The sequence below is a fragment of the Thalassobacterium sedimentorum genome (assembly GCF_031127905.1).
GTDB lineage: Bacteria > Verrucomicrobiota > Verrucomicrobiia > Opitutales > Coraliomargaritaceae > Thalassobacterium > Thalassobacterium sedimentorum.
In genome coordinates this window covers 1-25,510 of sequence record NZ_JARXIC010000044.1, presented here as the reverse complement: position 1 = coordinate 25,510, position 25,510 = coordinate 1, and the positions used below count along the sequence as shown (strand labels likewise).

Annotated in this window: 22 protein-coding genes, 1 tRNA gene and 1 pseudogene; 9 read left to right on the top strand and 15 right to left on the bottom strand. The window is 49.9% G+C overall.

Going from position 1 to position 25,510, the window contains the following annotated elements; translation table 11 throughout:
• Window positions 1–206 precede the first annotated feature (206 nt).
• On the top strand, window positions 207–377 hold the full coding sequence (locus QEH59_RS16675; protein WP_308986521.1) for a hypothetical protein: 171 nt from the start codon (window positions 207–209) through the stop codon (window positions 375–377).
• Between the two features lie 76 nt (window positions 378–453).
• Here QEH59_RS16675 and QEH59_RS16670 read toward each other — a convergent pair.
• Window positions 454–538, bottom strand: a tRNA-Leu gene (locus QEH59_RS16670).
• Between the two features lie 207 nt (window positions 539–745).
• Between QEH59_RS16670 and QEH59_RS16665 the strand changes: the two genes are divergently transcribed.
• Window positions 746–2,569, top strand: coding sequence for a hypothetical protein (locus tag QEH59_RS16665; RefSeq protein ID WP_308986520.1), 1,824 nt, complete (start codon window positions 746–748; stop codon window positions 2,567–2,569).
• 537 nt (window positions 2,570–3,106) lie between these two features.
• Here the strand turns inward: QEH59_RS16665 and QEH59_RS16660 are convergent.
• Together QEH59_RS16660 and purD are read right to left on the bottom strand one after the other, a co-directional pair.
• Window positions 3,107–3,592, bottom strand: a complete 486-nt coding sequence (locus QEH59_RS16660; protein ID WP_308986519.1) for an arsenate reductase/protein-tyrosine-phosphatase family protein — start codon at window positions 3,590–3,592, stop codon at window positions 3,107–3,109.
• A gap of 98 nt (window positions 3,593–3,690) precedes the next feature.
• A complete protein-coding gene (gene purD / locus QEH59_RS16655; RefSeq protein ID WP_308986518.1) occupies window positions 3,691–4,977 on the bottom strand; it encodes a phosphoribosylamine--glycine ligase in 1,287 nt (428 codons plus the stop codon).
• Window positions 4,978–5,080: 103 nt separating this feature from the next.
• Between purD and lepA the strand changes: the two genes are divergently transcribed.
• Window positions 5,081–6,889, top strand: coding sequence for a translation elongation factor 4 (gene lepA, locus QEH59_RS16650; protein ID WP_308986517.1), 1,809 nt, complete (start codon window positions 5,081–5,083; stop codon window positions 6,887–6,889).
• A gap of 270 nt (window positions 6,890–7,159) precedes the next feature.
• Here the strand turns inward: lepA and QEH59_RS16645 are convergent, their stop codons facing one another.
• Both QEH59_RS16645 and fucU read right to left on the bottom strand, forming a co-directional pair.
• Window positions 7,160–8,791, bottom strand: coding sequence for a hypothetical protein (locus tag QEH59_RS16645; protein ID WP_308986516.1), 1,632 nt, complete (start codon window positions 8,789–8,791; stop codon window positions 7,160–7,162).
• Window positions 8,792–8,890: 99 nt separating this feature from the next.
• Window positions 8,891–9,325, bottom strand: a complete 435-nt coding sequence (gene fucU / locus QEH59_RS16640; protein ID WP_308986515.1) for an L-fucose mutarotase — start codon at window positions 9,323–9,325, stop codon at window positions 8,891–8,893.
• 117 nt (window positions 9,326–9,442) lie between these two features.
• Here fucU and QEH59_RS16635 point away from each other — a divergent pair, with 117 nt between their 5' ends.
• Window positions 9,443–10,366, top strand: a complete 924-nt coding sequence (locus QEH59_RS16635; RefSeq protein WP_308986514.1) for a helix-turn-helix domain-containing protein — start codon at window positions 9,443–9,445, stop codon at window positions 10,364–10,366.
• 82 nt (window positions 10,367–10,448) lie between these two features.
• Here the strand turns inward: QEH59_RS16635 and QEH59_RS16630 are convergent, their stop codons facing one another.
• The 4 genes from QEH59_RS16630 to serS all read right to left on the bottom strand — a co-directional run bounded on the left by QEH59_RS16630 (window position 10,449) and on the right by serS (window position 15,100).
• Entirely contained in the window at window positions 10,449–11,813 is a 1,365-nt protein-coding gene (locus QEH59_RS16630; RefSeq protein ID WP_308986513.1) for a glutamate--tRNA ligase, read from the bottom strand.
• 36 nt (window positions 11,814–11,849) lie between these two features.
• Window positions 11,850–13,370 carry a proline--tRNA ligase gene (gene proS, locus QEH59_RS16625; protein WP_308986512.1) on the bottom strand — a complete coding sequence of 507 codons (1,521 nt, stop codon included), beginning with the start codon at window positions 13,368–13,370 and terminating at the stop codon, window positions 11,850–11,852.
• Between the two features lie 116 nt (window positions 13,371–13,486).
• Window positions 13,487–13,726 carry a hypothetical protein gene (locus QEH59_RS16620; RefSeq protein WP_308986511.1) on the bottom strand — a complete coding sequence of 80 codons (240 nt, stop codon included), beginning with the start codon at window positions 13,724–13,726 and terminating at the stop codon, window positions 13,487–13,489.
• Between the two features lie 102 nt (window positions 13,727–13,828).
• Window positions 13,829–15,100, bottom strand: coding sequence for a serine--tRNA ligase (gene serS, locus QEH59_RS16615; RefSeq protein WP_308986510.1), 1,272 nt, complete (start codon window positions 15,098–15,100; stop codon window positions 13,829–13,831).
• 216 nt (window positions 15,101–15,316) lie between these two features.
• On the opposite strand from serS, the gene QEH59_RS16610 reads away from it, so the two are divergent.
• A complete protein-coding gene (locus QEH59_RS16610) occupies window positions 15,317–16,207 on the top strand; it encodes an ADP-ribosylglycohydrolase family protein (protein WP_308986509.1) in 891 nt (296 codons plus the stop codon).
• Between the two features lie 131 nt (window positions 16,208–16,338).
• On the opposite strand, the pseudogene QEH59_RS19140 reads toward QEH59_RS16610, so the two are convergent.
• The 3 genes and pseudogenes from QEH59_RS19140 to QEH59_RS16600 form a co-directional block, all read right to left on the bottom strand.
• Window positions 16,339–16,850: pseudogene (locus tag QEH59_RS19140) on the bottom strand (transposase).
• Window positions 16,751–16,978 carry a transposase gene (locus QEH59_RS19045; RefSeq protein ID WP_425609258.1) on the bottom strand — a complete coding sequence of 76 codons (228 nt, stop codon included), beginning with the start codon at window positions 16,976–16,978 and terminating at the stop codon, window positions 16,751–16,753. Before QEH59_RS19045 ends, QEH59_RS19140 begins: the two are co-directional and overlap by 100 nt.
• Window positions 16,897–17,073 carry a hypothetical protein gene (locus tag QEH59_RS16600; protein WP_308986508.1) on the bottom strand — a complete coding sequence of 59 codons (177 nt, stop codon included), beginning with the start codon at window positions 17,071–17,073 and terminating at the stop codon, window positions 16,897–16,899. The genes QEH59_RS19045 and QEH59_RS16600 overlap by 82 nt, the downstream gene beginning before the upstream one ends.
• A gap of 229 nt (window positions 17,074–17,302) precedes the next feature.
• Between QEH59_RS16600 and QEH59_RS16595 the strand changes: the two genes are divergently transcribed.
• Window positions 17,303–18,142 (top strand): hypothetical protein, encoded by an 840-nt coding sequence (locus QEH59_RS16595; protein WP_308986507.1) that lies wholly within the window; start codon window positions 17,303–17,305, stop codon window positions 18,140–18,142.
• Between the two features lie 125 nt (window positions 18,143–18,267).
• On the opposite strand, the gene QEH59_RS16590 is transcribed toward QEH59_RS16595, so the two are convergent.
• A complete protein-coding gene (locus tag QEH59_RS16590) occupies window positions 18,268–19,662 on the bottom strand; it encodes an amidohydrolase (protein ID WP_308986506.1) in 1,395 nt (464 codons plus the stop codon).
• A 335-nt stretch (window positions 19,663–19,997) separates the two neighbouring features.
• On the opposite strand from QEH59_RS16590, the gene QEH59_RS16585 reads away from it, so the two are divergent.
• Window positions 19,998–20,933 carry a DUF4886 domain-containing protein gene (locus tag QEH59_RS16585; protein WP_308986505.1) on the top strand — a complete coding sequence of 312 codons (936 nt, stop codon included), beginning with the start codon at window positions 19,998–20,000 and terminating at the stop codon, window positions 20,931–20,933.
• Window positions 20,934–20,945: 12 nt separating this feature from the next.
• Here the strand turns inward: QEH59_RS16585 and QEH59_RS16580 are convergent, their stop codons facing one another.
• Complete coding sequence (locus QEH59_RS16580) at window positions 20,946–21,881, bottom strand: LysR family transcriptional regulator (protein ID WP_308986504.1); 936 nt, start codon at window positions 21,879–21,881, stop codon at window positions 20,946–20,948.
• Window positions 21,882–21,965: 84 nt separating this feature from the next.
• Between QEH59_RS16580 and QEH59_RS16575 the strand changes: the two genes are divergently transcribed.
• Together QEH59_RS16575 and arsS are read left to right on the top strand one after the other, a co-directional pair.
• On the top strand, window positions 21,966–22,943 hold the full coding sequence (locus QEH59_RS16575) for a YeiH family protein (protein ID WP_308986503.1): 978 nt from the start codon (window positions 21,966–21,968) through the stop codon (window positions 22,941–22,943).
• Window positions 22,944–23,026: 83 nt separating this feature from the next.
• Entirely contained in the window at window positions 23,027–23,995 is a 969-nt protein-coding gene (gene arsS / locus QEH59_RS16570; RefSeq protein WP_308986502.1) for an arsenosugar biosynthesis radical SAM (seleno)protein ArsS, read from the top strand.
• 21 nt (window positions 23,996–24,016) lie between these two features.
• Here arsS and hemL read toward each other — a convergent pair whose 3' ends face one another.
• The gene (gene hemL / locus QEH59_RS16565) at window positions 24,017–25,294 is read right to left on the bottom strand and encodes a glutamate-1-semialdehyde 2,1-aminomutase (protein WP_308986501.1); all 1,278 of its coding nucleotides are present in this window, start codon (window positions 25,292–25,294) and stop codon (window positions 24,017–24,019) included.
• Window positions 25,295–25,510 lie beyond the last annotated feature (216 nt).

Below are 25,510 nucleotides of genomic sequence, written 5' to 3'. Positions count from 1 at the left end.
CGAAAAAAGTTTGGTCCTAATAGATATATCTTTTGTAACCTCGGTTCTAGGAACCGGGGCGATGCCGATCGCTCCCCGAAACAAAGTTTCGAGGCCACGCAAAGGCCAAGCTTATAGATCATATATTCTTAGAAGTGGTATAAGCGAAGAGGAAACGGAGTTTCAGATACTGGACCGTTTCAGCTTCCAGCGCTTTCTAGGTTTGAGTGTCAAGAACCATCTCTTCGGACGGCTCGCTTTATGCTGATAGCGCCTATCATAGTTGGCTCATGCTCGACTGGCTACGCGGCAAGGGCATCGACCCTCGGATCAACGAGCGTGCCTATCGAGGCCGCCCGCTAACTCAGGAGCAGAAAGACAGCAATCGCTGTTTTTAGATGCCCCCGTATAATAAATGACCTCAAAAAAAGCCGCTTATCCGAGCGGCTTTTCTATAACTGATCTAGGTCAGTATGGTGGTCGAGGAGGGACTTGAACCCTCACGCCTCGCGGCACATGACCCTTAATCATGCGTGTCTGCCAATTCCACCACTCGACCGATGGACTACGTTTTTCAGTAGCGAAGTCGAAGGTGATACGTAGCTTTTTTTATAGATCAACAACAAATTTAAAAAAACTTAAATTTTCTTATAAAAAGACAGTTCACATGCTTGTATCTTTAAATATTTTCCCCTATGAACTCAATCTTCATCAATTATAAATCACGTGTCCATGCTCCTATTGGTCGCGTTTATCCCACACTGCCATGGCTGAAAAACCAGCAAAAAATCAAACCGAAGCTTCTAAACAAGCACTCGACCTTAACTCACTTTCCGGCCTGGACTTCGGTCCTAATTGGGCGGACGAGAACGCAAAGCCCGCCCGTCTGAAGAATTACGATTCGCACGGTAAGGGTGGGAAAGGTGGTCGACGTGGCGGTGGTGCGCCTCGCGATCGTCGCTCTAGCTCTAGTGGTTCCGGTGGCCGGGATGGCCAATCAGATCGTCGCGGACCGAGCAGTCCAAACGCGACTCGTGGTCGTCGCGATGATCGTTCTGATCTAGATACTCGCCATCGTGGTCGTGGGCGTGGGCGCCCCGCAGCGCCTGCTCATTTTGAACCGACGGTTAAAGTGGATCTCTATCCTCAGGATGAGGCTTTCGAAGCATTAATCAATCGCTTACGTTCAAGTGCACGTACCTACCAACTCTTTGATATCGCGCATCTACTGTTAGAGAAACCTGACCGTTATATCGTGGTGGTCTCGCCTAAGCCTGTAAAAGGCGGGGAAACGAAGCAGCTCTATTTTTCGGTTCCAGGTCATCTTCCATTTGAAACAGAGGAAGATGCGATTAATTATGTGATCACAAATCACTTGGATTTGTTTTTCGATATTGAAGAGATCGAAATTGACCCGCCCAAGGGGAATTTTCAAATGGTGAATCGCTGCAGCATTACCGGAGAGCTTTTGGGACCGCCTAACTATCATCGGTATCAGGAATTTCTCCAGCGTCATTATGCGGCTCGTATTACAGGCATGTCTTTTGAGCGTTTCACGTCAAAGGTTGAAGGTGTTAAAGATCAGGAGCAGATTGATGCGTGGCTTGAATCGATGAAGAAAGGTGCGCGTTACACAGTAAAAGAGCGGCAAGAGGGCGAAACGGAATCTTTTGAAAGTCTGGAAGCGGCGCGTCACTTCTTGTTGCAGCATCGCAAGGATCAGGTGGTCGGCTCTGGCGCGACCATTCGCTTTGCTGGCCGCGATATTGAGCGTTTGCCAGCAGGAGATATTCGTCGTTCTGTTGAGGCTTACGTCGAAAATCAAAAGCATTTCCCCCTGGATTCGGCTAATAACATTCGTGGGCGCCTGCGTCGTCATAAATTCGCAGTGTATAAAAAAGGCTCCAAAGGTGTTTCTTATGTTTGCGCTGTGAAGCGTAAATTCCGCGATAGTCAAACTAGCTTTACAGATTCGATTCGGGATTTGATTGAATTCATTGAAAAACACCCGGACATGCCAGCTTCGAAATTGCCTAAGGAATATATCGGCATCGATACGGAGAAGCAAAAGCCAGAGGCACTTAAAATGACAGAAGCTGAAGTCGAAGCGGCTGCGAAGGCAAAGGCTGAAGCGGCTGCGAAGGCAAAGGCTGAAGCGGCTGCTGAGTCGCCGACTGCGGACGCAGATGAAAGTGAGCGTGCTAGCGACGTCGTGATTGAGAATCAGGACCAGCAAGTGGCTCCGGCATTAGCTGAGGATGCGAAGGCTTCGACCGAAGCGACGCCTAAGGCTGAGCTTAGCCAGGAAGAGCAAAAAAAGCTAGGTCAGTTGATGTTGGATTTGCGCTGGTTGATTACTGAAGGCTATGTGACTGAATATGGTGATGGGCGGCTTTTTGCTGCGCCGCCCATGCCAGAAGCCAAACCGAAGGAGTCTAAGCTGCGTGCACCCAAAGCACCCACAGTAGCGTCTGTGGTGCCTGCTGAAGCATCTCAGGTTGTAGAGCCCGTTGCGGAAGCTACTGAAGCGACTGCGGACGTGCCAGTATTGCCAGTATCTGATGATAAATCTGACGACACTAAGGATTAACTCGATTCATTTTGCCTCTTTTTTGCCTCTGCTTGTGCGCCGCTCTGTGGTGATAAGCAGAGGCTTGATGTGTGAAGGGCTGTGCTCACTCGTTTGATTCTTTATTTTATTGCACTACAATAAGTTACCAGTCCACTGAGTGTTGGATAGTCTGAGCTGCTAGGGCATCCTGCACATCCGAGTCTTAATATCAATTCTCAGAATGCATGATTTCGTAGACAGTCGGAAAGGTAGCCTAGAAACTAAGTTTTGGGGGCGATCGATTTTTCCCCGGTTCTAAGAAGCGAAGCTACGAAAAATACCTCGATTAGCTTCAAACTTTTTGCGAGGCACTGTATAATACAGTGGCTTCAGCCGAATGACGTTTTATGGGGAGGAGCCGAGACACTTGTCCCTATTTACCGACGCCTTATTTACGACGGTTGGGCTTCGCTTTGGTTATAGGTGGTCCATGCACCTGTCCTGCCTACGAAGTGATTGAATCGGTGGTGCGACCTATTTTAAATTGAGCGCAAATCGATAAAAGTGGCGAGTGTTCTACTTTTTGTATTCGCTCTTTAAATAGGTCATTAGCGAAGGAATCGCTTCAGCCATCGAGTCAAAACAGGCGGCATAGGCTGCGAAGTTTTGCCCGTAAGGATCGGGGATTTCGGGATCTTCGTTCGCTCCCATGAATTCGCGGAAGAGGTGGACGCGCTCTGGTAGATCGTTGTGGTAGTGTCGTAGGATGTCGATGTGTGACTGAGTCATTCCTAGAATCAGAAAGGCGCGGTCGATTAGGTCCTGTGTAACGGGCTGACTTTTGTGGTGAGTCAGGTCTAGTTTAACTTTTTTTAGGGCACTTATCGAGTTTGTCGATGCAGGGTCTCCATAGCCAGCTGCCACGCCTGCCGATGCCACCTCTAACTGGTTTAATGGCGCCCCCTCAACCGCGAGCGCATGTTGCAGAAGCTTTTCTGCCATAGGACTACGACATATGTTGCCGGTGCAGATGGTCAGAATGAGTTTGCGTTTGGTAGTCATGACTATGGACAGGTTGTGTGCTTGGGACGTTTTGTAAAGGCAGTGATTTGTAGATTGAGCCCATGAACGCTTCGTGATTTCCTCTTTGGCGCTTCATTTTACCGATTCAATTCACGGTGTCCGATATCCCGGCGGAGGTACTTGTCTTCAAATTCAATCTGATCGCAGACGGAGTAGGCTAGATCGACGGCCGCTTGCAGCGTAGGTGCTTGTCCGCTGACGCCCAAGACGCGTCCTCCAGCCGTGCGGATGCTGCCTTTGGCGTCGCGAGTCGTTCCTGCATGCACGATGGCACTGCTGGCGGGTAAGGTGTCGGGGAAGTGGATGGCTTTGCCCTTGGCATAACTTCCTGGGTAGCCACCTGCGGCTAATACGATCACGATGGCTGCACCCTCGTGGAATTTCAATTTTGCGGGGAGCGCTTCGCCTTTGGCAGAGGCCAAGAGTACGGGAACTAGGTCGTCGGCCACCATTGGCAGTAATACCTGTGTTTCAGGGTCACCGAATCGGACGTTATATTCGAGCACTTTGACACCTTTCTCCGTGAGCATCAGGCCGGCATAGAGTGTGCCACGATAATCGATGCCGTCTGCCTTGAGCCCTGCAAGGGTGGGTTTAATGACTTGCTCTTCGATTTCCGCCTGCATTGCAGGCGTGACCTTGCTGGTTGGGGTATAGGCACCCATACCACCTGTGTTGAGACCTGTATCGCCTTCGCCGGCGCGTTTGTGATCTTGGCTAGGCGGTAAGCAAACAAAGTGCTCACCCGAGGCGATCACGTGGATCGAGGCCTCTTCGCCGTACAGAGTTTCTTCGATCACAATTTCTTTGCCACTGCTGCCAAATGCGTCGCCTTCCAGCATGTCTTTGACCGCCGCAATGGCTTCTTCCTGAGTCTCTGCCATGATGACACCCTTGCCAGCCGCGAGGCCACTGGCCTTGATCACGATGGGGGCGGGGTGTTCTTCTAGATAGGCGAGAGCGGGGGCGACTTCTGTAAATGTACCGTAGGCGGCCGTGGGAATCTGATGTCGGGCGAAAAAGTCTTTGCAAAAAGCCTTACTTGATTCTAGTTGGGCTCCTGCCTGATTGGGACCGTAGGCGGGAATACCAACTTCGGCGAGCGCGTCGACCAAGCCGAGACTGAGTGGCACTTCAGGGCCGACCACGACAAGGCCGATCTTTTGATCCTGTGCCAGTTTAACAAGAGCAGGGATGTCTTCGACGGTGACATTGAAACATTCGACCTCTGAGGCCATACCGCCGTTTCCCGGGGCAGCGATGACTTTACCTGCTAAAGGGCTTTGCAGACATTTTTGGACAAGGGCGTGCTCGCGTCCACCGGAGCCGACTACGAGGATATTAAGCTGAGATGTTTCTGACATATGATGCGACGTTTCCAGAATCATTCGCCTAGGTAAAGTTTGTTTTCGAGAAAGAAGGTTGAACTTTTCTCCAAGAACGTGATTTTAGCCCGTTCCCTCATTTATGACTGATCTCAACCATACTCGCAACTTCTGCATTATCGCTCACGTAGACCACGGCAAGACGACACTGTCTGATCGTATTCTCGAAATGACGCGCACGGTCGAAATGCGCGATATGAAAGCGCAACTCCTCGACTCGATGGATCTTGAGCGTGAGCGCGGCATTACTATCAAGAGCCACCCCGTATCGATGGTATATCGTGCGAAGGATGGTAAGGACTACGCATTCAACCTGATTGATACGCCCGGCCACGTGGATTTTTCATACGAAGTATCTCGAAGTTTGGCCGCATGTGAAGGTGCGATGCTCTTGATTGATGCGGCGCAGGGAATTGAGGCGCAAACTGTGGCGAATGCGCATCTCGCTCTGGAGCAAGGCTTGGAAATTATTCCAGTAATCAATAAGGTGGACCTGCCGAGTGCCGATGTGCCATCGATTATGGTGCAACTGGAAGATGTGCTTGCGATCCCTGCTGATGAGGCGGTTTTGACCAGTGGTAAGACTGGGATCGGAATTGAGGATCTCTTGGAAGCGGCGGTGACGCGAGTGCCCAAGCCACGCTGGGCTGAGGTGGATGGTTTACGTATGTTGATCTTTGACTGCATTTATGATGCGTACAAGGGGGTCATTTGCTACGTCCGTGTTTTCTCCGGTGAGGTTAAAATGAATGATCAGATCATCACCATGAGTGACGAACGAAAGATGCTGGTCAAAGAAGTTGGTAAATTTTCGCCAGCGATGACAAAGCAAGCCACACTAGTCGCGGGAGATGTGGGGTATGTGGTGACCAATTTACGCGATGTCGCTGATCTAAAGCTAGGGGACACAATTACACATAGCGCGAATCCAACCAAGGAAATGCTGCCTGGCTACAAGGAAGTTAGCCCAATGGTTTTTAGTGGCATTTATCCGATTGATACCAGCGACTATAATAAACTTAAAGCAGGCATGGGTAAATTACGTCTGAATGACGCCGCCTTTGTCTATCAGTCAGAAAATTCTGTCGCTCTAGGGTTTGGCTTTCGTTGCGGTTTCCTCGGCTTGCTGCATATGGAGATCATTCAGGAGCGTATACGGCGCGAATATGATCTCGATGTCATTTCCACTTATCCGAGTGTGGTCTATCTGGTCACGAAGACGGATGGGGTTCAAATTGATGTGCACAATCCAGTGAATCTACCAGATCCAGCTGAGATCGATTTTATTGAGGAGCCGATGATTAGTGCCTCGATTCATATTCCGTCTGAATCCATTGGTGATGTACTCGCGCTTGTCTCGGAAAAACGTGGAATCTGTGAGCATACGGAGACGATTGATGGACAGCGTGTGATGTTGGTCTGTCGTCTGCCGCTGAATGAAATTTTAGTGGATTTTAATGATCGTTTGAAGAGTATTACACACGGTTACGGATCGATGGATTACGAAATGGCAGGCTATGAGCAAGCGAAGCTGTGTCGCCTGGATATTCGGGTGAATGGTGAAGCGGTGGATGCATTCTCTTCTATTGTTCATGCTGATAAGGCCGAAGGGCGAGGACGCGCACTCTGTAAGCGACTCAAAGAGATTCTGCCCAAGCAAATGTTCAAGATTGCGATTCAAGCAGGTGTTGGGAGTAATATCGTGGCCCGTGAGACGATCAGCGCGTATCGTAAGGACGTGACGGCGAAGTGTTATGGTGGTGATATCTCTCGAAAGCGCAAACTCCTTGAAAAGCAAAAAGAGGGTAAGAAACGCATGAAAAATATTGGGAGTGTATCCATTCCTCAAGATGCGTTCATTAAGATTTTGAAGACATCGGATGGCGGTTGATTGTTGTGGACTGATCAGCGAGTGACCTGCCTCTTGCATCTGTTCTGCCGAACATAAAAAAGGTGCCCCGTCAAAACGGGGCACCTGAAAGAAGAATAAATCTTATACCAATTCTAACAATACATGATCCATTAGATATTCGGAAGAGTCGCCTCGAAACTAAGTTTCGGGGGCGATGGGCGCCTCCCTGGTTTTGAAAACCGGGGCTACGAGAAACATCTCTATTAGGTTCAAACTTTTTGCGAAGAGGTATTACTTGCTGCTATGGTTCTATGCTTGGAACTTCTTGCCTTTGGCATCGGTGCCACAGAGGAAGACCTCCATGCCCATGTTCTTAGCCAATTCAGCTTTCGCATACATGCAATTATCAGCAGACTTCGCTGAGTCTGCGTAGGCGACATTAATGTGGTTAGCCTTGTGACGAGCCATCATTTGATCACGGCCGACACCATAGGTGACGGCGTGCATAATGGGCCACTGCGGCGTAGTCTCTTCGAGACGCCGCTTTGTTTCCTCTTCGGGAAGTGTGATGACCTTTGCGCGCCCCAAGTCCATCTTGAGTTTGCCGTCTTCGATAAAGATGCGGCTCCATACGATTTCGCCGGGCTTCGCAACGCCGTGTAAGGTGCTGCCCCCCTTGGGGAAATACATCGCAGGCTGACGGTAGCCGTGGCTTCCCTTCCATCCATCAATATGGTGTTCGATGGGCGCAGAACCCGAGATGAGGAATACCCAAACATACTCATCGGTAGTGCCGGATTGATCCCAGTCGCCCCAGCGCAGGTCATGGAGGGTGGTTTCGGGTGGTTGTTTGAGCGCAGTGTGCACGCGCTTTGTCATCAGTGCATCCAAGCCACAGCATTGGTCCACTTCGTTGAAGTGGGGATAGGTTTCACCCTTTAGGATAATATCTCCCTTTGCATTCTTGACTGGAGGACGGTCGGTGCTGTTCAACATACCTTCTACCAGGTCGGATGCGGGACACAGATCTTTGAGGCCTTGTTGGTACTGGATGCCAAGTGCATCACAACCAAAGGTGTCGCCAATACGGCAGGCTGCGATATACATCTTACACTGATCGATGACTTGAGCTTTGGTGAGCTCTTGTTCTTCATTCTTACCAAAATGGAAGTTAAATCCCTTTTTCTCAATGAACTTGAAGACCTCTTCGGCTTCGGAATCAGAAACAGTTAGCATTTCAGCATACAGGGCGCTTTGGCTGAGTTGCTCTTTGAAAACTCCGGTTTGAAAGAGCAGTTCATCCGGGATGGTTGCATTGTACATCCCCATGCAGAATTCGTCGAATACCCCCATGATTGCTTTGTTGCGATCCAGGTCGGTAGAAATTTTTTCTGCAATCTTCTTTAGACGAGCAGGTGTTTGACGAGTCTTGTATTTCTTTACGTGCGCGGTCTGATGTTTGACTTCGCCAGTATCGAGCCATTTTTGTAATTTCTTTTGAAAGGCTTTATCATTGCTGAAATCTTCACTCCACAGTGTGGAGTATTCAACTCCTGCTTTAGTCAAAGAGCCATTTAGATTGAGCATACCGACCAGACCGGGCCATGTGCCACTCCAGTTTGCTACTGTGAGAATGGGGCCCTCATGTGCAATTAGTCCGTGTAGCAAGTGGTGTGAGTATTGCCAAACAGCTTCGGCAACAATAAGGGGCGCCTTGCGGTCGATTGTAGCAAAAACATCCATACCTTGGCGTTGGCTGGAAATGAAGCCATGCTTTAGTTCGGGATCATATTGGTGGGCACGCTTTAGGTCTGCTCCCAAGCGATTGACCACCTCCGTGAGTTCTTGCTCCATCTCTTCCTGCTTTGCCCAGCAGTTTTGATTGGCTGTGATACGTAAGTCGCCATTGGCGACGAGGAGTACTGTTTTGTTTTTAGGCATATTATTTATGAGTGGTAACAAGTTTTAAACTTGTTGGGGTTATATGAATATCAGAGCTTAATAGGGGCTTAACGTTAAATACATCTGTGGGCTACAGGCTTAAATATTAGCGAGGCCCTTTTTTAGAATCAGATTGCCATATTTGGCCATTTCACCGGTCATTACGACTGCGTAGTTTGTCTTTGCGCGTTCGTAGAAAGCAAAGCGTTCGACACGCTCAATTAAGATGTTCCTATCCACACCTGCGTTGACCATCGCATTGCGATACGCTTGCTCAACAGTAGAATCGAGTGTGTCACCTGGTACTGGAGCCATCATGGCTAGCGATGCTTCAGCATAGGGATCCAGAGGGAATAGGGGGAGGATTGCCTCGAGTAGTTCCGGAATGTTAAGCCCGTCGGCTCGGATGACGCGTTGTCCAAAGCTATCGCCTGGGAAGTGTGCATCCGCGAGTATGATTTCGTCGCCGTGCCCCATCCTGTATAAGGCATTTAACAGTTCGGGGCTGATGAGAGGGGAAATTCCGTTTAGCATAATAATTTGAGTATTCTATAGAGTAACACAATATCGAATGTTTGTCGTTCGCCTCTGTTCAGCGGTAAATTTTATACATTGACTGCTGAATTCGAGAGCGTTGAATCGTCTAAGTAAATGGATGACATTATCAGTTGTGGGCATTTGAAGATTGGCGACCTTGGTTTGCATAAAAATCGGGGTATGGAGTTGACCTATGTGAGTCGCGGACGCATGGAATGGGTGGTTGATGGACGTATCGAAGTGGTGCAGCAGGGTGACATCTTTTTTACGCTTCCCTGGCAATTACATGGCAGTCCAGTGCTGGAGCAACCCGTCAACGAAGCATGGCACTTGTTGTTTACTATTCCCGGCGATTACACTAAGCCACGCAGGTCGATCAACTTTCCAAAGTCCTTGGGGTTGACGCGTGAGGAGAGTGTGCAGATGAGCCGAGTATTTTGCAATGCGACACGAAATGCTTGGCGTGCGAGCCCACATATAAAAAAACTCTTTCCGTGGATGGTAGAAGAACTAGAGAGTCGACGGGCTTTAAGCCGAGCCAATGGTTTCAGTCTGCTGCGGGTGATTTTAGTTGAGTTGAGCCGTCTAATTGTCAGTGAGCCTGAAACTGTTATGGAAGCCTTGGATAGTGAACGGCGCGTGCGAGCGTTTCTGGACGTTTTGTATGAACGTTGCGATGAAGAGTGGACATTACAGCAGATGAGTGAATGTTGTCAGGTGCAGCGTACGCGTTTGAGCGAGCTAGTGAGGCAATTTACTGCTTACAGTCCGATGACTTATCTCACGCGCTTGCGCGTGGCGCGTGCGCGTAACTTACTGCGCAATAGCGAGAATACTATTACAGAGATTGCTTTGAGCTGTGGTTTTAGCTCCAGTCAATATTTCGCTAACGTATTTAGGCGTTGTGTGGGACAAACCCCTTCGGCTTATCGCGAGGGCTACGAGGATCTATATCAACTTGAAGTGGACTCCCGCAGTATTCCATGGAGGACGCTAAAGCAAGAACGTGAACGGGTTGCTGAGTTTCGTATACGCTGATTGTGTGCGGCTACATATTGCCGCGCATAGAAAGGTCTTGTTGGTCTCGAATCATACCAATCAGTCAGTAAGGCTTGAGCTTTTACCCTATGAATCGCTGGATGCGATTTATTACACGTTCGCGGCCCATTACTGCCAGCATGGGGAGCAGGTCGGGCCCACCGCCTTGGCCGCTGGTGGCGTAACGAAGAGCAGGGAAGTAAGCGAATACTTTTTGATTGTTGTCTTCTGCGTGTGTTTCCAGTGCAGTTTTAAGGCTCTCGGCATCAAATTTTTCGATTGATTGTAGAATCGGCAGTACCTCGGACAGCAACTCTTTTGGATCCGTTTTCTTGGCGATTTTCCCTCCCGTTTTTTCATCCATGCTGTAGTCCTCCAAAAAGAAGTAGCCGCAGAGTTCGGAGAGTGTATCCAGTGAACGTGCCTTGGGTTGGCAGAGTGTCAGCACTGCTTGTAGGTAATCTTCATCCACTTCTTCGTTCACGACACCAGCCTCATTCAGTAGTGGTCGTGCGAGAAAGCTGAAACTTTCAATATTCAGCTCGCGTAAATATTCGGCGTTGAGTGCTGAAAGTTTCTTTTCGTCGAAACGTGAGTTGCCTTTGTTTATCCCGGGGAAGTCGAAGAGTTCGATGATTTCACCGATGTCCATTTTTTCCCGTTCATCTTTCGGGTTCCAGCCCAGTAAAGAGATATAGTTGCGTACTGCAGCCGCCAGGAAACCACGTGATTCGTATTCTTCGATGAGTGCCCCCTTGTCACGTTTACTCATTTTGCCCGATCCTTCTTCTTTAAGAATGAGTGGGATGTGGGCAAATTTAGGTGGTTCGACACCGAAGGCTTTGAAGAGTTCAACGTGTTTGCTAGTGTTGGACAGGTGGTCTTCACCACGGATGACGTGGGTAATGCCCATCGCGATGTCATCGACCACATTTACGAAGTGGAAGACGGGACTTCCATCTTTGCGTACCAGCACAAAGTCTTTTTCCTCTGCGCGCTCGACGCGACCACGCACGGCATCGTCGATGATAACTGGTTCGGCTTTCACCTTCTCGATTTCGGCTTTTAGATAGTCGTCGTATGCGGTGTAGCGTTCGCCTTCGAGTTTAAACCAAATAGCACCATCTTTCTCATAGGTGCGACCCGCATCTTCTAGTTTCTTTAGATACTCGTCATAGATCGGCTGGCGTTGGCTTTGGAAATAGGGGCCGTAGGGACCACCGACATCGGGGCCTTCGTCCCAGTCCATTCCCATCCACTTCATGCCATCGAGTAGCACCTTCAGTGCTTCGTCCGTATTGCGCTCTTTATCGGTATCTTCGATGCGCAGTACAAATGTGCCACCCGTATGGCGTGCGTAGAGCCAGTTGAAAAGCGCAGTACGAGCACTGCCGATGTGAAAGAATCCAGTAGGACTGGGAGCGAAACGAACGCGGACGTTGGACATAATTGAAATCAGATTAAATTTTGAAAGTGGGACTGACTAGTAACTCTTGGCGAAGATAACTCGTTTGCCTGGCTTGCCTGTAAAGACACAGGGAACAACTTCGTCGACTGTGGCATTCGGGATACAGCGGACGGTGACCTTGTATTGCTTGGCAATCTTATCTTCCAGTGCTGAATCACAACAGAATCCCATAGAGGCGAAGCCCCCGTGAATTTCGGGTTGTTCACTATTTTTCGGAGTGAAGAAGTCGATAAAATCAGCCTCCGTAGTGATCTCGCGGGTGTGTTCTTTGCGGAAGGCTTTAGCTTTGGCCAGCATCCCTGCTTGCATTTCGTCCAGTAGGTCGCCGATGCCGGCTACAAATTGCTCTCGTGGAATGCTTTGCTTGTCTTTGGGCGCACGGTCACGGCGACCGACAAAGACATTGCCTGCTTCCATATCACGAGGGCCGACTTCGACGCGTAGAGGGATGCCCTTTTTGATCCAGCCCCAAGCTTTCTCTCCACCGCGGATGTCGCGGTCGTCATATTCGACACGCACGCGCCCGTCCATATAGTATTGCGCTTGGAGTTGTTCTTTCAGTTCAAGGCAGTAGTCGAGCACCTGTTGACGAGTGGCTTCCTTGGGGGTGACGGGGATGATGACTACGTGAGAGGGCGCGATGCGTGGTGGTAAGACCAGACCGTCGTCGTCGGAGTGAGTCATGATCAGGCCACCGACCAGACGAGTGGACACGCCCCATGAAGTCGTCCAAGCGAATTCCTCCTTACCTTCTGCGCTGAGATATTTTATGTTGCTGGACTTGGCAAAGTTTTGCCCCAGAAAGTGTGAGGTGCCTGCTTGCAGTGCCTTGCGGTCTTGCATCATCGCTTCGATCGCAAAAGTGGCATCCGCCCCTGGGAAGCGCTCTGCTTCTGTTTTTTCACCTGTGATGACGGGCATTGCCATGTAGTTTTCAGCAAAATCGGCGTAGACTTCCAGCATCTGGCGAGTTTCGGCCATCGCCTCCTCTGAGGTGGCGTGCACCGTATGGCCTTCCTGCCATAGGAATTCCGCGGTGCGAAGAAATAGGCGAGTGCGCATTTCCCAGCGCACAACGTTGGCCCACTGATTAATCAACAAGGGGAGGTCGCGGTAGGATTGCACCCATTTGGAAAACAGTTCACCGATAATTGTTTCAGATGTGGGGCGTACGATTAATGGCTCTTCCAGTGGGCCAGCTGGCTGCAGTTTTCCATCTTCGTCTGCTTCGAGTCGCGAATGCGTCACAACTGCACATTCCTTGGCAAAACCTTCTACGTGATCAGCTTCCTTTTGTAAAAAGCTCATCGGGATGAAGAGCGGGAAGTATGCGTTTTTGTGGCCGGTCTCCTTGAAGCGTCGGTCAAGATCGCGTTGAATGTTCTCCCATATTGCGTAGCCCCAGGGTTTGATGACCATACATCCGCGAACAGGAGAGGTTTCCGCTAGGTCGGCAGCCTTGACGACCTGTTGGTACCATTCGGGATAGTCTTCGTTACGAGTAGGAGTGATTGCGGTTTGTGCCTGCTTAGCCATAAGGGGAGCTAGCAAATGCCCCTTGCTCTCGCCTGCAATGCCAAATTCGCAAGAAGATCAAGTCTGTGACTCTATTTTAATTAATTGAGCCCTTGGAGGCCAGTGATTGGGCTGCGTTACCAAGGTTGACTTGGGCGGCTATCACCCAGCCAGCCGCCGCGTACGAAGTCCACCAAAGGATCCAGCAAGCCCGGGAATATTTTCGCGAACATGAATACCAGACCTAGGCAAATGAGTAGTATGACTAAGCCTTTACCGGCACTTTTCAGGATTTTAATGAAGAGGATCAGCAGAACCAGGAGTATGATCCAGACCACGACATTGCGCGATGCAATTGCTTCTTGTAGAATTTCCATTGACCGTGGAGGCTGTTGATTCTTGGCGCTAAGGCAAGCTTTCCAGCGTACGCATTGCCTGGCTTGTTATGCGACTTGGAACGCTATTAGCTATTAGCAGAATTACTTTGCTTCGCCAATATACTCTTGCTGCATCCAGTGTTGCAGACAAGCAGGCACTTTGACGCGACCGTCGGCTTGTAGATGGTTTTCCAAAATAGCTGCAAGCACACGCGGTACCGCAAGACCTGATCCGTTGAGAGTATGAGCGGTTATCGGCTTGCCATCAGGGCCACGATAGCGAATGCCGGCGCGACGCGCTTGGAAGTCGGTGAAATTGGAACAGCTCGACACTTCCAGCCAGCGTTTTTGTCCAGCAGCGAAAACCTCCAGATCGTATTGCTTGGCATGTGGGAAACCAATATCGCCTGTGCACATACGGAGTACGCGATAGGGGAGTTCCAGCTTCTGCAGTGTGGCTTCGACATTTTCGCGAAGTTTTTCCAGCTCTTGCATTGAGCTGTCGGCATCGGTCCATTTGACCAGTTCGACTTTATCAAACTGGTGCAGGCGGTTTAGCCCGCGCACATGTGCGCCCCAGCTGCCTGCTTCACGTCGGAAGCAGGGGGTGTAGGCGCAGCGCATAATTGGTAACTGGTCACTGTCGAGGATTTCGTCGCGATAGAAATTGGTTACTGGCACCTCTGCGGTGGGGATTAGGTAAAGGCCCTCTTTTTCATCAACATACATTTGGCCTTCTTTGTCAGGTAATTGGCCTGTCGCCGTTGCACTTTCCGCATTCACTACGATAGGAGGTAGCACTTCCTCGTAGCCGTTTAAGCGTGCCTCTTCCAGAAAAAAGTTGACCAGAGCTCGGACCAGTCGCGCCATTTCTCCCACATAGAACGGGAAACCTGCGCCTGCTGTTTTGACTCCGCGCGCAAAATCAATACGGGATTCAAACCATGGAATATCAAAGTGAGGTAGGGCGTATGGGTAATCGGCATCGGCATCACCCCACGTCGAAGCGACTACATTCTCATCTTCTCCCTTGCCTACCGGCACCGAAGGATCCGGTAGATTTGGAATGGAGAGAAAGGCCTCTTGAAAAGCTTCGTCAGCAGTTTTGGCTTCGGCTTCGAGTTCTTTGGCACGATTCGCCATCGCCTTCATTCCTTTGACAGCTGTGAGAAACTCTGGAGAGCCCTTGGGCAGAGCTGCCATTTCCTTATTGGCGGCCTTTTGTGCGGCACGAGCTTGCTCCGCCTCGGTTATCTTAGTGCGGCGGGCAGCATCCAGTTCAAGCACCGAGTCGATGTCGGTCTTGAATTTCTTGTTGGCAATGGCAGCGCGGACGAAATCCGGTTGCTCGCGAAGTAGCTTAATGTCGATCATGTGAAAAGTAGTCTTGAAAAAAGCAGACAGGACTGGGCGCACAGTCAAGCCAGCAAAGTAGTGTTTGCGTTACTTTGGCTCCACACGACTTGATTCCATTTCGTTTGCTGTCTAATTGCCGGGGCAGTTTGCGCTTTCTGATCTTTTTGTCTCTTTGTTGGTTTTATAGCAATGAACGCTATTTAGTTGTTTCTAGAGTCAACCTCACACATTTTTATGGACGATATTTATCAACGGCGTGCCGGGCTGCTTTTCGGCAGTTTTGCAGCGGATGCGCTTTCACTGGGAGTGCACTGGATCTATGACTGCTCAGAGTTGGCGCAGAAATTTGGTTATGTCACGGAGTATCAAGCTCCCGGTGTGGATTCATATCATCCTACAAAGGGAGCAGGGGAGCAAAGCCACGTCGGTGATCAGGCTCTGTGTCTGCTGGATGACTTACTGCAGAATCAAGGATGGGATGCTGGCAGCTTTATGCAAAATTGGGTCCGTATGTGGCCTGGGTATCGCGATTATTTGGATCATGCGACTAAAGCTACCTTGCAGAACTTAGAGCAGGGAGCGTCGGCGCTTCGGGCGGGAAGTGATTCGAAGGAACTGGCCGGGGCGGTGCGTATTGCACCAATGCTTGCTTACATGGCGAAGGCACCGGAAGCAGAGGTTGTTACTGCTTGTGTTGAGCAAACGTTGCTGACTCATGCTAGCGAAGCTTCGCATCAGGCAGCCACTTTTTTAGCGACTGCGGGGTATCGTATTTTACATGGTATGGATTTTGTTAGCACTGTAAGAGCGACCGCTCCCGCCTGGGCTTTGGGAGAAGCTGAGCAGGTGCTCGGGCTGGATTCGGTCGAGGCGATTGCTCAACTGGGTCAATCCTGCCCCATTGCATCGGCTCTGCCAGCGGTGATCTATCTCGCACTCAAGCATGGGGATGACTTGCCGAAGGCATTCTCCGAGAATGCGATGGCTGGAGGCGATAATTGTGCCCGTGGGTTGGCCTTGGGGCTTCTGTTGGGAGCTAGTCAAGGCGCCGAAGCGATTCCACTGTCATGGAGGACGGCACTGGTGAATGTTGAGCGTTTGCATCAATTGCTTGAACTTACCTGAGTATATACAGCAAAGGTAAGAGTGAGCGCTTCACCGCTTTGGGGCATGAGGCGGTTCATTTAGATTTCTTCATTTCATTATACGATGTATGTCATTACTATTGAGAAACGTTCTAGCCCGCATGCCTGCGTTTACGTTGGGCGCAGACGTGCGGCCACGTGTTCAAAGAGTTCTTTGAAGGGGCCTGCTGCGCTCAGAGGTATGACGTAGCGGGCACTCTTGCGCTGGAACAGGCAACCAATCTTGACCAGCTTCAGGCGTATTGTATGAACCGTTGCTTTTTCCAGCTCGGTGCCTTTGAGGGCAAGCCTGCGGATGGTGTCCATCAGCAGGTAAGCGAGCGATGAGAGTAACACGCGCCACTGGTCCGCCCACCACTGATGGCGCTGGTGCGATCACTGTAGAGCATCATCTGCTTCTTGATGTTGTTCTCCATCTCGCCGCGTTTGCAGTATTGGCGGTAGACTGACTCAGGCTCTGCACGCAGACTCGTCACGACGAAGCGTGGGTTGGCCCCCTTGTCGGTGTGCTCGGCCTTGTGGATTACGCGGCGCTTGCGCTTCCAACTGCCTGCCGCGTAACTGAGTTGCCCAAAGAGCTTCTGCTTACACCCCTGAGCCTCCAAAGCTTCGGCGGCCTGCATTTGTAGACTCTGGCCGAATCGTTGCAGACTGAATTACGAGCAAGCCCTACGATGTAATCCACCCCATGACGTTCACACCACCCCAGTGTGCGGTGACGGCAAAAGCCGCTGTCGGCACGAAAGAGGATCTTTGTATTGGGAAAGCGCCCGCGTCGAAACGCGCAGTCACACGACGTGCTTTACTGCTTGTGAATCGAAGTTCTTTTTGTTTCTTTTCTGACATCGAAGGTTTTTTGGTATTTTCGCAACTAACTGCATAGCAGTTGCTTGAAACCCTTCGATGCTTTTTTTTACGCAACATGCGGCTTAACTCCGTGCCATTCTGAAGTGACTTTATTTTAGAAAAGAGAGAGACTCTCGTAAAATTGGTCTTTGACGTCTTTCTGGTGCGCATGTCATCCTGGGAGAAATCAAGTTACGGATTAAATTCATTAGACAAAAAGTCTCAAAGTATGCTTTCACTTCTCATTTCAGCGCTGGTCGCTATCGCATTGGCGAGTGTCTTGATCACTTCGCAGTTTAGTTCGGGGACGACAGTCTTCTTAAGTCTGGCTGGATTTACTGGCACGTTTTTCCTGATCGGATTCTTGGTTCGGAAAAAGATGTCTAAGCCTCAAGGCGCGCTTCAGGAAAGCATGCAAGCCGCTCAGAGACGGATACAGCGGAAGGTGCAGCAGTTTCAGAACAAGCCCGGTGGAAATGTTAAGCAGATACAACGCGCGATCGAAATGGATCAAAAGGCCATGTTAAAACAGGGCTTAGAGCTCACTCAGGGACTCGAACCCTTTCGGAAGTGGTCCTTACTCACTGGGCGCCAGATTGCTACTATGCGACTGCAGTTCTACTATCAGCTGAAGGAATTCGACAAGGTTGACGAGATCCTAGCCACATGCGGTTTCTTGAGAGGCCCGATGATGATGGATCCCATGGCGGTGGCCATGAGAATGGCGCGCTGCTATAAGAATGATGATTTGGAGGGCGCGAAAAAGGTCTTCAAGCGCCAGATTATGTGGTTTCGGGGCGACCGTGGCACTTTGCTTTACGGCTTGATGTCTTGGATCTATGTTCAAGTTGGCGAGCCCAATGAAGCCCGTCGAGTGCTGTTGAAGGCCAAAGAAGCCACTGGAGCCGATACTTTCAGTCGGAACTGGGAACACCTGTCCAATGATCGTGCTAAGAGTTTTTCTAATGCAGGCTTGGGGGACCAATGGTACGGCCTCTACCTGGAGAATCCGCCAGCGGTGAAGCAGCAGCGTATGCGTGGCAGTGGACGCAATCCGCATGGCTTCTAAACACGCTTTGTTCTCAAATATGCTTTGCGAAACACTGCGAAGTAATCGGCGTTTGATGTCCTACGACCTCAATCCTTGAGTGACGGGGCCCGCGCCACCTAAGCGGAATTAGGATGGGCAGCAGCTTATTTTCGATAGTCGAGGGGAGGTTCGCGCTCTCCCAAGAGCGGATAGTATTCGAAATCTTCGCCTCTTGATGCTTCCCATTCTTCTCGGGCTGCTGCGATGAGAGTGGGATCCTGAAGCAGGTCTGCCGCTGTCATTGCCAGAACTTTTGCGGCATTAAGCATGCCCTTATGAGCGATGCTAGATCCACCTGCAGCGACAGCTTGCCAGGTGTGGAGGTAGGAACCGGGAATTAAGCAAGCAGTGGTGAGACCAGTGGTTGGGACCAACCATGAGACGTCGCCAACATCGCTGGATGCCCGACCAGCGGAAGGTATAAAGGGCTCAACGTTCTCTTGTGAGCCTAGTGGTTTATTTGGCTTGTATAGAGTTGCATATAAGTTTTCAGCAAATTTCTGCTCTTCAGCATTGTAGCTAACGCCGCCCACTTTGATTAAATTATTATAGGTTATACGAGATAGTGCTTCGTTTGGGAGTATGTTATATGAGCCATTGATCACTTCGTACTCCATCGTAGTCTCGGTGCCCATGGCAGCGGCTTCAGCTGTCAACACTAGGCGGTCAAAGAGTTCGCGTACAGTTTGGAAGTCTGGGTGGCGAATGTAGTAAAATACTTCGGCGAACTCTGGCACAACATTGGGAGCTTCTCCACCGTTTGTAATGACGTAGTGGATACGAGTTGCCTCTGGTACGTGCTCGCGCATTAGATTGGCCATGAAATTCATGGCTTCGACTGCATCTAATGCAGAGCGACCTTTTTCGGGCGACAATGCCGCGTGTGCCGGGATTCCATGAAAGCGAAATTTGGCGCCTTTATTGGCGTTGGTTGAGCGGGGTGATGCATCGTTGAACCCCGCCGGATGCCAGTGAAGCATAACGTCCACATCTTCGAAGAGTCCGGCGCGTGCCATGTAAACCTTGCCAGCTCCTCCTTCCTCGGCGGGGGTTCCGTAGAAACGGATCGTACCAGAGAGAGTGCCACCTTCGATTTGCTCTTTAATGGCTTTCGCGGCCGCCCAGGACCCCGCGGCAAAAAGGTTGTGGCCACAGGCATGTCCCGCGCCCCCTTCGACATGTTCTTCACGCTCGTGTGTGACGGTCTGAGAGAGGCCTGGTAGTGCATCGAATTCGCCCATGATACCAATGACTGGTGAGCCAGAACCATAACTGGCGACAAATGCGGTGGGAATGTCAGCGACTCCTGATTTTACTGAGAAACCTGCCATTTGAGCATTTTGCTGTAGTAACTCTGAGCTCTTAAACTCTTGGTAACCTAATTCAGCATAATCCCATATTCTCTGTGAGATCTCTATGGTTTCGTTTGCATCACGGTCAATGGCCGTTTGCAGCGTGTCTTTGATATTATCGGCTTGGGATGTACTGAGCACACTCATGCATAATGTCGCGATTAAGCAGTTTAATTTTGGTGAAAAACTGGAAGTAAATGTCATTTGATATGCAGCTCTAAATTTGTGCGAAGGTGGAACGTATAGCATGAGCCATGCCGATAATGATGTGCACTGGTATATGATTCCCAATTCTTGTCGCCGATTTTTTCAGTAGCTGCGTCTTATCCATTGTGCCGTATTCAGTGATTGTGGGCATAAGAGGATATGATAGCTGATGGCTTGCGATTTTTAGCATACGTTTTTCGGAGTTAAACCTTGTGCTGATTTTTTACGGGTATTCTATAATCAACTTTTTCTTTTTCCCGCTACCATTATTAATTATGAAGTTGTATAAAAAGATTCTCTTTTTTTTATTAATATCCCTTAGTGCAGGTACTTTATCTGCAGGAGAGGCTCCTTTGCGAATACTAGGCGTGGGGAATAGTTTTACTCGAAATTCGATGCGCTACCTGCCTCAGATCATCAAATCCAATCCGGATTTGTCTGCAGATGTTGCGTATGCCTATATCGGGGGCTGCCCATTGGATAAGCATGTGAGTCTTGCGGAGGCGCATGAGTTGGATGCGACTAAAGGAAAGGCCTATCTATACAATATGAATGGAGAGGATATTCGTAAGCAGGTTCCACTCAAAGAAATGTTGGAGGATGGGGAGTGGGATTATATCACCATCCAACAGGTTAGTTCGAAGAGTTTTAAAATTGATACCTTTTATCCTTATACTGAACGTCTGATTGCATACATAAAGCAATATGCTCCAGACGCAGAGATTGTTATCCATGAGACATGGGCGCACAGTATTGATAGTTATCGTGTTAAGAGTTGGGGGTTAAAGCCGGATGCAATGTATGCTGATTTGCATGCTGCATATGCTCAAGTCGCTGAGGAGTTCGGCCTGCGAGTCATACCTGTGGGGACCGCATTTCAGAATGCTAAAAAAGAAGCACTTTGGGATTATCAACCCACGACAATTGATACTAAGACTTTAGTATATCCCGCAGATCAGTATAATTTGCCGGATCAAAGTAAGAGCCTGCATAAAATTTTTTATTGGAGAAAGAATAATGAGGGGAACATGTATGTTGCCAACGACGGTTATCATGCTGGCAAATATGGTGAGTACCTGGGGGCTTTAGTCTGGTATGAATTCTTTTTCAATGCAGATGCACGTGAAGTTTCTTACAAACCAAATGATTTTAGTGATGAACAAGCGGTCTCTTTGCGTCAGGTGGCTCATGAGACGATGCATGCACAGTGATCGGTGTTGTTCTCATGCGTTTGTGAATTGGGTATTTACCCATCGGTAGAATGCATTCAACTCGGGTGGGAGCTCTCCGTTGGGAATGACCCAGCTAAACGTGCGCTGGATTGAAAGGTTGAGCGAATCAATTTCGCAAAGTCTTTTTAGAGCAAGCTCTTGTTGTAGTACACGCCGAGGCATGAAGGCGATGCCCATGCCTTCAAGGGTGGCATGTTTGAGTGCCATTGTACTACCAAATACCAGATTGGGCTTCAGTGTGCTTAAGCGTACGCCGTGCTGAGTGAAATATTCTTCAATCACTCGGCGCGTGCCAGACCCATATTCTCTCCACAGAATCGGTAGAGTGGTCAGCATTTCGATGCTGAGCGGTTTGGACAGTTGTTGCTTGAGTTTTTGACTTACCTGATCGGGCGCGTAAATGGGAATAATCTCATCTATTGCGAAGGGTTCCAAGTGCAAACCTGCCGCGCGGGTGAGTCCTTCGACGGCTCCGAGCCAGACACGTCCGCTCCGCACGGATGAGAGTACTTCGTCCGTGTTTTCTGAACGCAGTTCGATGCCTGAACTGGAATGAATTTTGCGAAATTGAGCCAATAATTGGGGGAATACAAAATCAGAGAGCGTCGAGCTAGCAGACAGTCGAATCGGACTAGTGAGTGCTTGCACGCTGTGAGGATTTACTGATGTAAGTGCTTCATTGAGTAGATTGGGCAGCTTTTTCGCCACCGGTAGTAAGCGTTTACCTGCGTCATTGAGTTGCATTCCTTGACTGGAACGGTCGAATAGGCTCTGTCCTACGGCGTCTTCCAGACGTTGTATGCGTGCTGAGAGTGTGGGTTGAGAAACATGGAGTGCGCGTGCGGCCGCGAGCATTCCACCATGTTGGGTAATTGCTAGAAAGGTTGAGAGCCATTCCGGGTCGAGACGTGGCAGCGAAGGTTTCATGTATGTATTTTGTTATAGAATAATCTGATAGTAAATAGAAAATATCAATTACCTATTGCGAGTGATCTGCGTTATACTTGCAGCATGAAAATTAATCAGCCAAAGTTATTAAACTACCGGGAGTGGATGATTCCAGCGGGCATTCTATTGGTTATTTGCACGCCAGTGAGTGGGGCATTGGCACTTGGTCTTGGAGTGGGGATCGCTCAGTTCGGCTGCAATCGAAGTCCCCGGCGCTGGAGTGACTGTGCGCACCGCTTATTGCAGTTCTCGATTATGGGACTGGGCGCTGGAATTCATTTACCCATGGTAGTGCAGGCTGGATTGAATGGCTTGGCGATGACATTTGTGAGTATCAGTTTGATACTGTTGGGTGGGACGTTGTGCGCGCGTTTATTACATGTTCAGCGGGAGACCGGGTTCCTCATTTGTGTGGGGACTGCAATATGTGGCGGAAGTGCCATTGCCGCGGTGTCAGCGGTCATGCGTCCACGGTCACTGCATAGCGCTACGGCGTTAGCTGTGGTGTTTACTTTAAATTCGGTAGCACTTATGGTTTTTCCGTGGGTGGGGCACATGCTTGATTTAAGTGATCAACTGTTTGCTTGGTGGGCTGCCTTGGCGATACATGACACCAGTTCGGTGGTCGGAGCAGGCTTGGCTTATAGTCCAGAAGCGTTGATGCTTGCAACTACAGTAAAGTTAGCGCGTTCCTTGTGGATCATTCCAATTGCTTGCGTCGTCAGTTATATGTATCGTGAAGATGCTATGGAGAAGGAAGCGCATTGTGGTCAACAGAGTGTTCGGTTCCCGTTACCATGGTTTATTCTCGGCTTCATATTTGTGGCGGCTGTTGTTTGGATATTACCTGAGTTGCAGGCAGTGGGGCAGATCGTGTTTCAAGCGAGTCAACGCATTCTAACTGCTGCACTCTTCTTGATTGGTGCGGGAATGGTACCCACCCTGTGTCGTCAGGTCGGATGCCGACCTCTGTTATTGGGGGTCTTGCTGTGGATACCTACATCCGTGATCTCTTTGTTAGTGTTGCAGTTTCTCTCGTAGTGAGTATTTTTGATTATCAGGCCTTATCTCAATGTCACAAAAATCGGATGGAATAAATTATCGTGCGTTGTGCTCAAAGCCGGATGCCGATCATGACTACAGCTTCTTTTCAGGACACACTTGCAGCTCATCAGTGTAAATTATCTCGGAAAGCACCTCGGGTGTTGCAGGTAAACACTGGCAAAATGTGTAATTTGACATGTGTACACTGCCATGTGAATGCAGGGCCGCATCGAAAAGAAATAATGACATTGGAGACCGTGGATCGTATTCTGGATTGGCTGCGTCATACTGAAATTGAGATCGTTGATTTGACCGGTGGCACTCCTGAAATGATGCCGCATTTTCGTTATTTAGTACAAGCGGTGCGCGAAATGGGACGTTCGGTGATGGATCGCTGTAACTTAACGATTTTGAATGAGCCAGGCTATGAATGGGTGGCTGATTTTCATGCAAAGCATGGGGTGCATATTGTTGCTTCAATGCCGTGCTATTCTCCAGAAAATGTGAACGCACAACGGGGGAGTGGCGTCTTTGATTCGAGCATACAAGCACTGCAAACATTAAATGCGCTCGGTTATGGCTCAGATCCTGCATTAAAGCTGGATCTAGTATTCAACCCGATTGGAGCTCAGTTACCTCCTGATCAGTTGGAATTGGAAGTTGATTATAAGCGTGAATTAAAGGCTCACTTTAATGTCGTTTTTAATGACTTGTATGCGATTACAAATATGCCCGTTGCTAGATTTACTTCGTATTTAAAGCGTCAAGATAGTTATCAGTCCTACATGCAATTATTATTGGAGAATTTTAACCCTGCATCCATCGATGGTTTAATGTGTCGTGACACGATCAGTGTCGGATGGGAAGGCGATCTTTTTGACTGCGATTTTAATCAACAATTAGGTTTGCAGCATGGTTCCAAGGCAGCTCCAGATCGCTTGTGGGATTTGGATTTGAGTGATTGGCAGATGCGAGCTATTCAAGTTGGGACGCACTGCTTTGGCTGTACTGCTGGACAAGGCTCGAGTTGTGGTGGGGCGACTGTATGAGATCGAATTAGGGTCGACTCACTAAATAGAGCGGATGCCTGCCACGAGCACTTCCACGGCTTGCTCGACGTCGGTACCGTTGTGAGCGGTGCAGATGAAGCAGGTCTCGTAAGCCGAGGGAGGTAGATAGACCCCGTGGTCGAGTGCATATTTAAAGAGCGTATTGAAGTGTTGTGTCTGGCTGCTGGTTGCGTCTTGGTAATTACGCACAGGCGCTTCGCTGAAGAAGAGGCCAAACATCGAGCCCACTTGGGGCACTTGTAGCGCTAAGCCCTTTTCCTTGGCCGTCGCTAGCAGCGCTTCGCGAATCTGTGCGCCCATTGTTTCGAAGAGCGGATACGGATTGCTATCTTTTAGCTTCTGAAGTGCAGCGATACCGGCGGCCATCGCGAGCGGATTGCCACTGAGGGTGCCGGCTTGGTAAACGGGACCGAGCGGTGCGAGGTGATCCATGATCTCAGCTTTGCCACCGAAGGCGCCTACTGGCAGGCCGCCACCGATGATTTTGCCCAATGCAGTGAGGTCGGGCGTGATGCCGATGCGCTCTTGCACGCCACCGAGGGCCAGGCGGAAGCCTGTCATGACTTCGTCGAAGATTAAGACCGAACCATTGCTGGTGCAGAGCTCGCGTAGTAATTCCAGATAGCCATCGTCGGGTAAGATGAGTCCACAGTTGGCCGGATATGGTTCGACAATGATCGCGGCGATCTCGTCGCCCTGTTGCGCGAAGCAGGCCTGCACCGCTTCTGGATCGTTGTAGTCCAGCACAATGGTTTCCGCCGCAAAGCTGGCTGGAATGCCGGCGCTGTCGGGGTTGCCCAGCGTCAGTGCGCCCGATCCGGCCTTGACCAAGAGCGAGTCCACATGCCCATGGTAGCAGCCCGCGAATTTTATAATCTTACTGCGGCCGGTGTAGCCACGTGCCAGGCGAATGGCCGACATGGTGGCTTCGGTGCCAGAGTTGCACATCCGCACCTTCTCGACCGAAGGCACGATGTCGACGAGCAGTTCCGCCATCGTGACCTCATACGGATTAGGCGTGCCAAAGCTGGTGCCGTTTTCCAGCGCGGTCGCGATCGCTGCGCGGATGTCTGGATCGTTGTGCCCATGGATGGCTGGGCCCCAGGTACAAACGAAGTCGATCAGTTCGGCCCCATCGGCGGTGGTCAGGTGCGCGCCCTTGGCACTTTGAGTAAAGAAAGGAGCGCCGCCCACAGAACGGAAAGCACGGACAGGCGAGTTCACGCCGCCAGGAATGAGTTCCTGCGCACGTTTAAAAAGTTGTTCAGAAGATTTCATGTCGAAGGATGGTTGAACGTTGAACGCTAAAGGTCAAACGTCCAACATCGAATCAGTCGAAGTTTGATGAAGCAAGTTTAGCTTCCGATAGATGAGCGCCAGCGAAATCTGTTGACTACCGCGACTGGTTGAACAAAGCCGCTACGCGGCGCGTGTGTATTTTAAGGTTTTCGAGAGTTAAAGGTGGGAGCCGAGCGGTCAGGCTCAGCTCCCTAT